This window comes from Metabacillus fastidiosus NBRC 101226 (assembly GCF_001591625.1).
GTDB classification, from domain to species: domain Bacteria; phylum Bacillota; class Bacilli; order Bacillales; family Bacillaceae; genus Metabacillus; species Metabacillus fastidiosus.
In genome coordinates this window covers 22,031-35,058 of sequence record NZ_BCVG01000031.1, presented here as the reverse complement: position 1 = coordinate 35,058, position 13,028 = coordinate 22,031, and the positions used below count along the sequence as shown (strand labels likewise).

At 36.1% G+C, this 13,028-nt stretch carries 12 protein-coding genes and 1 pseudogene; 6 read left to right on the top strand and 7 right to left on the bottom strand.

The features are described from left to right. Positions 1-60: 60 nt before the first annotated feature. Both BFA01S_RS09960 and BFA01S_RS09955 read right to left on the bottom strand, forming a co-directional pair. The gene (locus BFA01S_RS09960) at positions 61-687 is read right to left on the bottom strand and encodes a helix-turn-helix transcriptional regulator (protein WP_066229270.1); all 627 of its coding nucleotides are present in this window, start codon (positions 685-687) and stop codon (positions 61-63) included. 280 nt (positions 688-967) lie between these two features. After that, on the bottom strand, positions 968-3,292 hold the full coding sequence (locus BFA01S_RS09955) for a M20/M25/M40 family metallo-hydrolase (protein WP_066229267.1): 2,325 nt from the start codon (positions 3,290-3,292) through the stop codon (positions 968-970). A 121-nt stretch (positions 3,293-3,413) separates the two neighbouring features. Between BFA01S_RS09955 and BFA01S_RS09950 the strand changes: the two are divergent. Next, positions 3,414-4,400, top strand: a pseudogene (locus BFA01S_RS09950) (Gfo/Idh/MocA family protein). 26 nt (positions 4,401-4,426) lie between these two features. On the opposite strand, the gene BFA01S_RS22810 reads toward BFA01S_RS09950, so the two are convergent. The 3 genes from BFA01S_RS22810 to rluF all read right to left on the bottom strand — a co-directional run bounded on the left by BFA01S_RS22810 (position 4,427) and on the right by rluF (position 5,818). Further along, positions 4,427-4,582, bottom strand: coding sequence for a hypothetical protein (locus BFA01S_RS22810; RefSeq protein ID WP_169800459.1), 156 nt, complete (start codon positions 4,580-4,582; stop codon positions 4,427-4,429). A 74-nt stretch (positions 4,583-4,656) separates the two neighbouring features. Beyond that, positions 4,657-4,896: a YusG family protein gene (locus BFA01S_RS09945; RefSeq protein WP_066229263.1), complete on the bottom strand. Its 240-nt coding sequence runs from the start codon at positions 4,894-4,896 to the stop codon at positions 4,657-4,659. A gap of 214 nt (positions 4,897-5,110) precedes the next feature. Continuing rightward, positions 5,111-5,818 (bottom strand): 23S rRNA pseudouridine(2604) synthase RluF, encoded by a 708-nt coding sequence (gene rluF / locus BFA01S_RS09940; protein ID WP_066229260.1) that lies wholly within the window; start codon positions 5,816-5,818, stop codon positions 5,111-5,113. A 177-nt stretch (positions 5,819-5,995) separates the two neighbouring features. On the opposite strand from rluF, the gene BFA01S_RS09935 reads away from it, so the two are divergent. Further along, positions 5,996-6,865, top strand: coding sequence for a pentapeptide repeat-containing protein (locus BFA01S_RS09935; RefSeq protein ID WP_066229257.1), 870 nt, complete (start codon positions 5,996-5,998; stop codon positions 6,863-6,865). 40 nt (positions 6,866-6,905) lie between these two features. On the opposite strand, the gene bcaP is transcribed toward BFA01S_RS09935, so the two are convergent. Next, positions 6,906-8,297, bottom strand: coding sequence for a branched-chain amino acid transporter BcaP (bcaP, locus tag BFA01S_RS09930; RefSeq protein WP_066229254.1), 1,392 nt, complete (start codon positions 8,295-8,297; stop codon positions 6,906-6,908). A 184-nt stretch (positions 8,298-8,481) separates the two neighbouring features. Here bcaP and BFA01S_RS09925 point away from each other — a divergent pair, with 184 nt between their 5' ends. The 4 genes from BFA01S_RS09925 (at position 8,482) to BFA01S_RS09910 (ending at position 12,306) form a co-directional block, all read left to right on the top strand. Next, on the top strand, positions 8,482-9,444 hold the full coding sequence (locus BFA01S_RS09925) for an ABC transporter ATP-binding protein (RefSeq protein WP_066229250.1): 963 nt from the start codon (positions 8,482-8,484) through the stop codon (positions 9,442-9,444). Continuing rightward, positions 9,444-10,961, top strand: coding sequence for an osmoprotectant update ABC transporter permease/substrate-binding subunit OpuFB (opuFB, locus tag BFA01S_RS09920; protein ID WP_066229276.1), 1,518 nt, complete (start codon positions 9,444-9,446; stop codon positions 10,959-10,961). Before BFA01S_RS09925 ends, opuFB begins: the two co-directional genes overlap by 1 nt. Before the next feature lie 162 nt (positions 10,962-11,123). Continuing rightward, a complete protein-coding gene (locus tag BFA01S_RS09915; RefSeq protein WP_066229247.1) occupies positions 11,124-11,756 on the top strand; it encodes an FMN-dependent NADH-azoreductase in 633 nt (210 codons plus the stop codon). 130 nt (positions 11,757-11,886) lie between these two features. Next, the gene (locus tag BFA01S_RS09910) at positions 11,887-12,306 is read left to right on the top strand and encodes a YkvA family protein (protein WP_066229244.1); all 420 of its coding nucleotides are present in this window, start codon (positions 11,887-11,889) and stop codon (positions 12,304-12,306) included. A 59-nt stretch (positions 12,307-12,365) separates the two neighbouring features. Here the strand turns inward: BFA01S_RS09910 and BFA01S_RS09905 are convergent, their stop codons facing one another. Continuing rightward, positions 12,366-12,860: a hypothetical protein gene (locus tag BFA01S_RS09905; protein WP_066229274.1), complete on the bottom strand. Its 495-nt coding sequence runs from the start codon at positions 12,858-12,860 to the stop codon at positions 12,366-12,368. Positions 12,861-13,028: the final 168 nt, after the last annotated feature.

Here is a 13,028-nt window from a genome sequence, read left to right as displayed (position 1 = left end):
CTTACTGCCCGTTAAGGTTGGGATAAATCAAAGAAGCGCTCCTTAGGGAACGCTCTTTTTTTAAAATTTTATTAAAAACTTACAATGGTCAGCTCCATCTGTTTTACAGCTCTTTCTGCTCACTTTCTCTGTTCCGAGAACCTTTTGAAACAGTTCTGTTTCACATTGGCAAGCTATTTTAAACTCTTGTGCTACAGCTAATATAGGGCAGTTATACTCAACTAGTTCATATGTATTTTCATCCAGTTGAGAAACGTCTGCCATATATCCTTTTTCATTTTGAGTTTTTACAATTTCATCTATCTTTTCAGCATTAGATTTCTGACCGATTCTTGCTGAATATTCTTCGGTAAGCCGTTGTTCTCTTTTCTTAAATAAGTAGTTAATAGATTCTTCCCCATACAATTCCCTAATATCTTCAAGAAAATTAACTGTTATTCCTTCATAATTTTTCGGGAAAATCTTTTCTGCTTTTTCTGTTAAAGAATAGATTTGAAGGGGCCTTCCCATTGGCTGTTTAACTTCTTCAGAGCTGATTAAATGCTCTTTTTCTAGTACATGTAAATGTTTTCTCACAGCCATATGTGTAATATTTAAATGTTCTGTTAAGTCATTAACAGTTAGTGTAACTTCTTTTTTTAACAGATCAAGAATTTTATCTTTCGTCGTTGTTTTCGTTTTTTTCACTGCAATCACCCCCGATTCTATTAAACGATTTCCAGTCCCTTATATAAAAGAAAAGCAGTGCATATATCGTGCACTACTGCAATTTTGTATTTCACTTAACGATATTATACGATAGAGGATAATAAATGAAAAGGGAAGCGTTTTTATTACAAATAATATTTATTTATGAGTGTAAAACAAAGTAATAGAAAGTAGATATTTCTTTATGTAAACTGGAAAATCATCATACACCCAGTTTCAAAATAAACCTTGTGTATGATGATTTTTTTGAATAGATAAATTAATCACGGATTGTTTTCATAACAAATGAACTATCTCCGTAACTGCTGTATTTCTCGGGACGTTCTTCTTTTATTTCAGGAATATTATAAGAACGGTCTGCCACAATCCATTCTACTTTATCTTTATAATCTACTGTTATTTTTATATTTACTCTTCCGGTTTCACCTGGAATATAAGTGAGTAGAAGAGGCTGCGGTTTGGTGTATTGATTATTTAATTCCACTTTTTTATGATTAATGAAAAGCTCTGATACTGTTATTGGTGATAAAGATTTCATCAATATTTCCTCAGCAGAACGGTTCGTTTTCAGCTCGTATACCAATTCCCGCTTATTTCCGTCTATTCTGGATAAAACAGCCATATCTGATAAAACAGTTATATCAGGGGCTTTTAAGTCATATAGCTCAGCTTGCCCGTAATGTCCTTCCCAGCTGAATAGAGGGAAAATAGAAGATACACTGCCTTGTTTAACATCTTTATTTATATAATTCGATGTATAATCATCCAATCCATATCTCGCTATCCAATATGCTTCGTTTTTATCTGCATCTTGTAAATAAATAATATCGCTTACTGCACGGTGCTCCGCTGTCGGTACTTTATTTGCATTCACACTGTTTGTAACGAGGATAGCTAGCCCGGCACACAGCAGTATCGAAGGAATAAACCAATCTGCTTTTATTTTTAACGTGCTGAAAATCGGTGTTAATAATGTTCCAAGCAGGAAAACGAGCATCGCAAGAATACCGGCAATCTCCATTGACATCAGCTTTTGAATGAGATAAATAACAGGTGATACAATTAAAAATCCTGGAAGAGCAAAGCAAGCCAGTATAATATATTTATATGATACTGCTTCCTTCATATAAATAAAAATGTTGATGCCTATCAGTCCAAAAAACAGCGGCCATGCAAAAATATAGCTTCCTGCTTTTAAATGAAGACTTGCTGCAATAACAAAGATCAGCCATGTAAGCAAAGAACCTGCTGCTAAGCTTCCAGTCATTATCTTTTTGGCTGCCAGTTTATAAAGGAAAGCTGAAAAGGCAAAGATAGTAAGGGATAAGCTAAGCAAATAAACTGTTCCAAACACAGTATCTGTTTCCAACACCCATCTTTTCTCTGAAAAAATAGATGTGAGCAGACTCCATAGTCCAAAACCAATTGCAAAAGCCCCGATCATCCCGAAGACAGTAATAAGAAAGCCTGTGAATGTTCCAGGAAGAGAGAGTTTTTCACGTCTGTATCCATGTATTATCGTAAGAATAAATAAGATGACGATTATTATCATAATTGGAAGGACGAGATTTTCTGAGTAAGAAATGACCATTGATCCGAAAACATTAAAAAATACTTCCTTTCCTTCTTTTGTTTGTGCTAAATCCAATTGTCCGAAATGGCGAACGAGGCTCAGCATATATTCCCCGTGATGCTGAAGACTTTCTTTGTTTAGCTCCTGAAGATTATCACTCGTTGTGTGATAATGGCTAAGACCTTCCCCGAATGCGAAGTTTAGTCCGTTCAGTCCAGCCTCTTTAAATATAGTGAGGTCCGTATCATTTGGCATTAACTTATACAAACTGTAAATAAACGAATGTGTAACAGGTGTCGGGGCTGCCTGGATAAATTCTTTTACTATCCAGCTGTTATTATCACTTGTCTCAAACATTAAAGAAGGACCTTCATTTCCACGTGCTTCAAAATTCAGTACGAGCCCAACATCTTTTGCCCACGGATGTTCGTTGACAAATGCTTTTGCTCCAAGCATACCGTTTTCTTCACCGTCTGTTAAAAGAATAATAACATCATTTTGAAGAGGTTTCGTTTCTTTTAAAGCCCTTACAGTTTCTAAAATGGCGGAAACACCCGCTCCATCATCGGCTGCACCAGGACTTCCTGGAACCGAATCATAATGGGCAACGAGCATAATTGCTTTTGTAGAATTTTTTCCTTTTATTTTTGCTGTAATATTTTCAACTGCTCCCCCTGATATGCGGGAAGAAGACTGATAAAAAGAATCGGTTTTTTGAATTTCAGGATTAAGTCCTAACTCTTGTAGAGATTCCACTAAATAATCCCGAACTTTATCATGTTCTTTTGACCCGAGAGGATGGGGTGCAACAGCGAATTTTTCCAAATGGGTGAAAGCTCTCTCAGCAGAAAATTCAGCTGATTCTCCAGTAGTTGGTACAACTTTTGGTGATTTTAATTGCAAAAAACTTAGAAACACTGCGGCGAAAATAGTGTAAGTGACACAAATAAATATAAGTGCATGTTTCCCCAAATTTTCATAGGAGTGTGATTTTGACTTGGTAGGCGGCATGATTTCTACTTCATTTACCTCCTTTTCATTGTTAAAATAAATAGTTCATTAAAATTATATAGTATAAAGGAAAAATTAGGGTGATTTTCTTTATACTGGTGAAAAGGAAAGAGGGATATGCTTGATACGTGTAGGTGTAATCGGAACAAACTGGATTACAGACCGCTTGCTTAATGCAGCAACGCTTGTGAAAAATTTTGAGCTTACCGCTGTTTATTCAAGAACAGATGAAAAAGCGAAAGAATTTGCACAAAAATATGGGGTAGAAAATACATTTACTAATTTAGAGGAAATGGCAGCAAGTTCATTAATAGATGCTGTTTATATTGCAACACCGAATTCTTATCATGCGGACCAGGCGATTTTATTTTTACAGAACGGGAAACATGTTTTATGCGAAAAACCGCTGGCTGCAAATGCAAAAGAGGTAAGTGAAATGATTGAATGTGCGAAACAGCATCATGTTCTGCTAATGGAAGCAATGAAATCAACTTTAGTCCCGAATTTTAAAGTGATTCAAAATAATTTACATAAAATCGGTACTATTCGTAAATTCTTTTCAAGCTACTGCCAGTATTCATCCCGTTATGATAAATATAAAGAGGGAATTGTCCTCAATGCTTTCAACCCTATTTATGCAAATGGAGCCTTAATGGATCTCGGTACGTATTGTCTGTACCCGCTTATTGCCTTATTTAAGGAGCCTGTTGACATAAAGGCAACGAGTATAATGCTTGAATCAGGGGTAGACGGGGAAGGCAGTGTGCTGCTTTAATATGAAGATAAGGAAGCAGTAGTAATGTATTCAAAAATAAGCAACTCTTACTTGCCGAGTGAAATCCAAGGAGAAAAAGGGAGCATGATTATTGATAAGCTTCATTCTCCTGAACGAGTGGAAATCCGCTATCATGATGGCAAGATAGAGCAATTAACAGCTGAACAGCCATATCCGGTTATGTATTATGAGGTGAAGGAATTTATTGATTTAATAGAACAGGGAAGAACAGAGTCTGAAATTAATTCCTATGAAAATTCCTATAAGACGATGCAGGTGATGGACGAAGTAAGAAGACAGATCGGGCTTGTATATTCGAGTGATCATAAGTAAATAAAAAATAACCTCTACTTGGGAGGTTATTTTTTATTTACTTGGCGTCCGCTTTTCTTTTGGCTTTGTGAGCCGGAATTTCCAATTTGATAATCGCTGCCTAATTCAACATCATTTCTTTTATCATGTTTTTCGATCTGTTCTCTCGTTTGATTACTGTTTTGTCTTCCTTGTTTCGTCATTTTCAATTCATCTCACTTTCGAAAAATCTCTCTCTTTTAATATGTTCTAATTTTAAAAAATTACACATTTGAAGTTAGCACCAGCCACCCTGGTCACAGTCGGTATAACGGGCATCTTTTCCTTCTGTCACTGTTACATTTTGAAAAATTCTTTGCTGATCTGTTTCAAAATGATGGTCCAGTAATTCAATTTGAGTATTTTCAGGGAATTTAATTTTTCCGATTGGGCTGTCTCCAAGCAATAATTGTATTTCACCGTTTTTCATTTTTCCTACGATTTGATCCGTCACATCCACTTTTTTCTCATTCAACATTTTTCATCCCACCTTTTTAAGTGATTTAATATTATCTTTCCCAACTCTGATTGAGAAAATGAAGATTCGAAAAATAAAGGACGGGGTTATCCAATAAGTTATAAAAACTGAAAGGCCCCGTCATGAAATTCCTTAATTTTAAAGGATTCTCATAATGGAGCCTTTCAGGAGGCTGTTTAAAAAGAGTTATTTTCACTCTTTTTAGACGGCCTCATTACCATTCTTTCGGTTCATAATTTAATTCTCTAAACAATTGAGTACGTTCTTTCTTTGATAAATCTCTCCATTGTCCAAGAGGAAGATTACCTAGATGGATATTCATAATCCGGACCCTTTGTAATCTGAGTACTTCATATCCAAGTGCTCCGCACATACGGCGAATTTGTCTGTTTAACCCTTGTTTTAAAACAATTTGGAAATCGAATTTGGAAAGCTGTCTTACTTCACATGGAAGTGTTTTCGTATCTAAAATTTCTACTCCCTCTGACATTTTCTTTAAAAAGTCGGGAGTAATCGGCTTGTCCACTGAAACGATGTATTCTTTTTCATGTTCGTTTTCTGCACGTAAAATTTCGTTTACAATATCTCCATCATTTGTAAGAAGAATGAGCCCGTCGGAATCTTTATCAAGTCGTCCGATATTGTAAATTCTTAATGGATGATTGACTAAATCAACGATATTGCCTTTTACATTTTTTTCAGTTGTACTCGTAATGCCTACCGGTTTATTTAAAGCAATATAGACGTAATTTCTCGCCATTCGGATCGGGTCACCGCTCACTCGAACATCATCACCGGGTTGTACTTGACTGCCTATTTTTGCAACCTTCCCATTTATAGTGACTCTTCCTTCACTAATTAATTTATCTGCTCCTCGTCTAGATGCTTTCCCAGATTCGCTAATAAATTTGTTAATACGCATGTTTATCACAGCCTTATGTAAGAATTCTATGCTTAAGAATACCGCACAAACGACCTTGTTTTCAAGTATTGTCCTATTTATTTAATAAGCTATAATTATTATTAGTGGCATTTTATTGAATAATTGGTTAAAATCTTTTAGATTTAGGAAATTTGAATAAAAAAAGGAAGAGTAACAATGTCTGTATATAGTAATTTTAACCGTACATCAGCTAAAAAATTTAGAGAAAATCTGCAAGCGGATTGTTCCAGTTGTTTCGGACTATGCTGTACAGCTCTTAATATTAGTGTATCAAGTGACTTTGCAATTAATAAGCCAGCGGGTACACCTTGCTCTAATTTAGGAACGGATTTCCGCTGCAACATTCATAGTGATCTTAGAGAAAGTGGGTTTAAAGGCTGTACAGTATTTGACTGCTTAGGCGCGGGTCAGACGGTATCCCAGGTTACTTTTGAAGGGAAAAGCTGGCGCGAATATCCGGAAACTTCAGAAAAAATGTTTAGTGTATTTCCGATTATGGAACAGCTGTATGAAATGATGGCATATGTGTCAGAAGCATTATCTTATGAAATATCTCCTGAGCTCCATAAGGAATTGCTCGTTCAGCTGCAACAATTAGAGGGGTTAACGAAATTGAATGCTGATGGACTGGCAGCCTTAACTATAATGGAGTACCGCATCCCGGTTAATGAACTGCTGTTAAAAACAAGTTTATATATTAGAAATAAGCTAATAGCAAAAATCGGTAATACAAAAAATAAACGTAAACTTGATTACAGAGGAACGGATTGGATGGGGAAAAAATTAAAAGGAAGAGATTTAAGAGCAACTGATTTAAGAGGTTCTTATTTAATCGCGGCTGATTTGCAAATGTCGGATTTACGGGGTGTCGATTTCATTGGAGCTGATTTGCGGGATGCAAATTTAAACGGTGCCGATCTTTCAACAAGTATGTTTTTAACTCAGATGCAGATTAATTCGGCAAGAGGGAATAAAGAAACAAAATTACCTTCACATATAAAGCAGCCTTCGCATTGGTCTGCTTAAAATGAAAAATAGGATTGCAGACGATGCAATCCTATTTCTTTTATTTCTCATTCATGACACTATGTTTTCTACCATACATAAAGTAAACGAGCAGTCCAAAGATGAACCAAATACCGCATGCAATCCATGTATGAACAGAAAGCTGGGTAATTAAGAAGAAACATAGCAGGAATGAACAGATCGGTAAAATCGGGAAGAGCGGCACTTTAAAACCGTTGTTCGGTATATTTTTGTTTTTCCTTAAATAAATAATCCCAAGGGAAACGATTAGAAATGCAAGCAATGTTCCCATATTTACAAGCTCTGCAAGCTTAGAAAGCGGTACGAAGCCAGCGCAAACTGCGACAAGTACAGCAAATATCCATGTGTTTTTAACTGGTGTTTTATGCTTTTTACTAAGCTCGCACATGCTTTTCGGAAGCAGTCCGTCACGGCCAAGAGCATATAAAAGCCTCGTTCCGCCATATGACATAACAAGTATAACTGTCATCATCCCGACAACGGCACCAAGTGAAATGATTCCGGCAACCCAGTCTTGATGAATGATTTGCATAGCAAATGTAACCGGATCGTTTACATTTAAATCTTTATAAGAGACGATTCCAGTCAGTACGAGAGAAACAGCAACATAAAGCAATGTACAAATAAGTAAGGAGCCAATAATTCCGATCGGCATATTACGCTGCGGATTTTTCACTTCTTCGGCCGCTGAGGAAACAGCATCAAATCCGAGATAAGCGAAGAAAACAAGCGCTGCCCCGTTCATTACACCTTGTACTCCAAACGGCATAAATGGCTGCCAATTAACAGGCTCAACATAGAAAATACCTACTCCGATAAAGAGGAGAATCACACCTACTTTAAGGAATACCATAATTGTATTAATTCTCGTTGATTCCCGTATTCCAAGTGTTAGTAAAGATGCAATGACAAATATAATGAAAATGGCAGGGACATTTATATACGTTCCAGCTGCCGGATTAAAAGGACCGGAGATTGCTTTTGGAATTGCTACATTGAATCCTTCAAGTAAAGCACTTAAATAAGAGGACCAGCCCGTTGCGACAGAAGCGACTGCCAATCCGTATTCTAACAATAAAGCCCACCCGACGAGCCAGGCAATTAATTCTCCAAAGACAATATATCCGTACGTGTATGCGCTTCCTGTTACTGGAACAGAAGAAGAAAATTCAGAAAAACACATACCTGCCAAGGCGCATACGATAGCAGCTACAATAAATGAGAATACAATCGCCGGTCCGGAATGACTTGCCGCTACTGTTCCAGGAAGGATGAATATCCCTGTTCCAACGATGGCACCGACTCCAAGCAGCACTAAATCGAATACTCCCAATGTCGGTTTCAGCTGAAGGTCATTATTTTTATTCAATAAATCTCCAACTGGTTTTTTTCGAAATAAAACATTTTTCACACTTAACACCCATTCTTTTCTTTTTAGACATATGTAAAGATTCTAAACTTTTCTTTTAGGAAGATCAAATAAATTTCTTTATTTACCTGATTTTTCTAAGTTAATTTTATACTTATAGTTTAACTTTTTGAAAAAAGGGAAAAGGATAGACGTTATCGATAGAAACAAAGGAGTTCATAATGCCATGATTAAATTTGAAGATGTCTCAAAGATGTATGAAGATGGTACAGCTGCCGTCCATTCTTTGAATTTAGATATTAAAAAGGGGGAATTTTTCGTTATTATCGGACCGAGCGGTTGCGGGAAAACGACGACTCTTAAAATGATTAACCGTTTAATTCCTTTATCTGAGGGGACTATTTTGATTAATAATAAAAAGGTAAGCGAATATGATATTCATGAATTAAGATGGAATATTGGCTACGTGCTTCAGCAAATTGCCCTTTTTCCACACATGACGATTGAAGAAAATATTTCGATTGTCCCTGAACTAAAAAACTGGAACCGTCAGAAAATAAAGGCAAGAGTGACTGAGCTTTTACATATGGTTGGACTTGATCCACATATATACCGGAATAGAAAGCCAAGCGAACTTTCCGGAGGGCAACAGCAAAGAGTTGGTGTAGTCCGTGCTTTAGCGGCAGATCCTGAAATGATTTTAATGGATGAGCCTTTCAGTGCACTTGATCCGATAAGCCGGGAAAAGCTTCAGAATGATATGCTTGAACTTCAAAGAAAGATTCAGAAAACGATTGTTTTTGTTACACATGATATGAAAGAAGCATTGAAGCTTGCCGATCGGCTATGTGTAATGAAAGAGGGAAAAGTCGTGCAGATCGGAACGCCGGAAGGTATTATACATCATCCTATTAACCGTTTTGTCAGGGATTTTATCGGAAGTACCGCTGCACAACCGGAAGAATTTTTAAATATCGAACAATTTTTACAGCCGATTTGTACAAGTATTATTTCACAGCCTCTTATAAAGATTATTTCAATACATACTCCATTACAGGAGATTCTCGAAAAACTGGCACATGAAGAAGAGCTTGCAGTTGAAAAAGACGGAAATGTTATCGGCATTATTAACCGGCAAATGATTATAAAATATATGTCTACTCATTTGCAGGAAAGAGGTCGTGTATGATGAATCATTTTATCGATATATTCAGCGACCGGCGGGGTGAACTTTTTCAAGCATTATTAGAACATATTCAAATTTCATTTATTGCACTCTTTTTCTCTGTTATTATTGCAATTCCGCTCGGTATTTATTTAACGAAAAAGAGAAGGATAGCGGAATGGATAATTGGAATAACAGCGGTAATGCAAACTATTCCGTCTTTAGCACTGCTCGGACTGCTTATTCCTCTGTTTGGGATAGGAAAGATTCCCGCTGTTATCGCATTAGTTGTATATGCTCTTCTTCCGATTTTAAGAAATACATATACAGGAATTAAAGAAGTCGATCCTTCCTTAATAGAAGCGGCTGAAGGAATGGGAATGAACAGAAGAAAAAGGTTGCTGAAAGTCGAGCTTCCTCTGGCAATGCCGGTCATTATGGCAGGGATTCGTACAGCAATGGTATTAATCATCGGAACGGCAACACTCGCTGCTCTTATCGGTGCAGGGGGATTAGGAGATATTATCCTTTTAGGAATTGACAGAAATAATTCTTCCCTTATTATATTTGGTGCTGTGCCTGCTGCTGTGCTGGCTATTCTTTTTGATATGTTACTTAGGAGGTTTGAACGGTTATCTTATAAAAAATCACTGATTACACTTATAGTTTTTGCGGCACTTTCTTTTTTACTTATTATTTTTCCTGTCATTTCACCTAATCAGCAAAAAGAAATCGTTATAGCCGGAAAGCTCGGTTCAGAGCCGGAAATATTAATTAATATGTACAAACTTCTTATTGAAAATGAAACAGATTTAGATGTTGAATTAAAGCCAGGACTAGGGAAAACGAGTTTTGTATTTAATGCATTAAGATCAGAAAGTATTGATATTTATCCTGAGTTTACCGGTACAGCTATCTCTGAATTTTTAAAAGAAACAGCTAAAAGTATGAATAGAGAAGAAGTGTACGAACAGGCAAGGAAGGGCATGCTTGAAAAATTCGATATGGAACTGTTGAAACCGATGAATTATAACAATACATACGCATTAGCTGTTCCAAACGAGCTGGCAGAGCAGTATCAATTAAAGAAAATCTCTGATTTAAAAGCGGTTGAAAATAAAATGAAAGCAGGCTTTACTCTTGAATTTTCAGATAGGGAAGACGGATATGCCGGAATTCAAAAACTGTATAATATCCAATTTTCAAATATGAAAACAATGGAGCCAAAACTTAGATACGGTGCAGTTAAAAAAGGGGATATTAATTTAGTTGATGCTTATTCGACTGATAGTGAACTCGCGCAGTATAAACTTACTGTGCTGCAAGATGATAAAAATTTATTCCCTCCTTATCAAGGTGCGCCGTTACTTAGAAAAGAAACAGTTAAAAAATATCCGGAATTGAAGACAGCTTTAAATAAACTTGCCGGGAAGATAACGGACGATGAAATGCGAGAAATGAATTATAAAGTAAATATAAAAGGAACAAGTCCTTACGATACAGCCAAAGATTTCCTCAAGAGAAAAGGACTACTTCCCTAATAGAAGACCTCCCGCATAAAATGCGGGAGGATTTTTTTATTTAGGAGAATAAATGTGTGCAAGCTGATAAAAAATATTAAAATTATTGTATTGACATTTATCTCAGTTCAATATATTATGAATTCGAGATAAATAATTTGATAATAAGGGAGATTGAGATATATGAACGTATTAGTAGTAAAAGCAAATAACCGTCCAGCTTCAGAAGGTGTATCAAGTAAAATGTATGAAACTTTCATGGAAAATGTAGAAGGTGTAAACGTAACAACTTACGATGTGTTTGCAGAAGATATGCCTTACTTTGGTCAAGATTTATTCAATGCTTTCGGTAAAGTGCAATCAGGTGAAGAAATGACAGATGTAGAGCAACGTATTTTAGCTGCAAAACAAAAAGCAATGGACGCTTTAACAGCAGCAGATGTAGTTGTATTCGCATTCCCATTATGGAACTTAACAATTCCTGCTAAATTACAAACATTCATCGACTATGTGTACCAAGCTGGTTTCACATTCAAATATGACGAGAACGGTCAATTAGTATCATTAATGACTGATAAAAAAGCGGTTATTTTAAGTGCACGCGGCGGCATTTATTCCACACCGGAAGCAGCACCAATGGAAATGGCGGCTAATTATATTAAAAATGTTGTTGGCGGCGTATTCGGAATGGAAATTACAAATGAAGTTATTATCGAGGGCCATAATGCAATGCCAGCTCAAGCTGAAACAATTATTACAGAAGGCTTAGAAAAAGTAGCAGCTGTTGCAAAAAGCTTATCTGGAGTAACTGCTTAATTATTATAAACATGCAAAAAAGACCAGTATTCTATAGAAGAAGACTGGTCTTTTTTTATTTTTTCGACATTAATCGTTCTTTTATATTAAAATAAAGGGAAAGTAACAGTTAAGAAAGGGGATGCAGCAAATGGAGAAATCTCAAGAAGAATTAGAACAGCAAATACAAAAAGCAGGCAAACATTTCTCTGAAGAAAAATTTTGGACAAAGCTGAAGAAATTCGCTAAAAAAGCAGGTTCCTCTGTCGTATATGCAGTATTGCTTCTCTATTTTACACTTCAGAAACCAGAAGTGCCGATGAAAGTGAAGGCAGTTATTATCGGTGCGTTAGGATATTTTATTTTACCGGTCGATTTAATTCCTGATCTGCTGGTCGGGATAGGCTATACAGACGATCTCGGTGCTTTAGGGGTAGCCTTGTTCCAAGTTGCTATGTATATTGATGAAGATATCAAAAATAAAGCGAAAGACCAGTTAAAAAAATGGTTTGGGGACAGCGTGGATACGGCTGAGATTGACGGAAAAATCGGAACAGAAGAAGAAAATTAAAGGGAAAGAAAAGGAAGCATGGAGAAAATAAGTCTTATATGCTTCCTTTTTTAATATGATTAAAACCATTTATCCCCGTCAGAAATCCATTCATTTTTATGAAGATCAAAACAATCATCATAATCGTGAAAACTGAAATAGACAGGTAATTTCACGATTTTGCCGTCTGCCTTATTCCAGCAGTCAGCAAACCATTCCACGATAGCTTTCGTTTCAATGTTAGACAAAACTTCATCATTTTGATCATAAAACTCCCAAAACTCATCTTCTTTTTCATCAGGTATATCATAGTATTCTATCTCGTCCAATAAGTCATAGCTTCCTCCAAAAATACTGCTGTCCTCCCCTAGATAAAAAACTTCAGATGCTCCTCTATCCATAGAGAACATAGTGATGGAAAGTGCGTATGACTGCACAAATGCAGTGAAATCTAATAAGTCTATCTTGTCATAGTAATTAAGCTTAGTTGTTTCTTTTATGTTTGCAATTAATTGATCTGAATGCTGCTGAAGACCTTCTTTTAATAAATTAGTATAGGACTCTATCGTAAACAATGTATTCACTCCATATTCCATTTTAAGAAAATTATACATGTTATTTAATAGATCTGCATCGCAAAAAGAATAAAGAGAAGTATAATATGGATATATTACAGACTTGTTTGTAGAAGGGACTATAAGATCTATAATATGTGCAGGTGCTGGAGGAACCATTCTACTTCT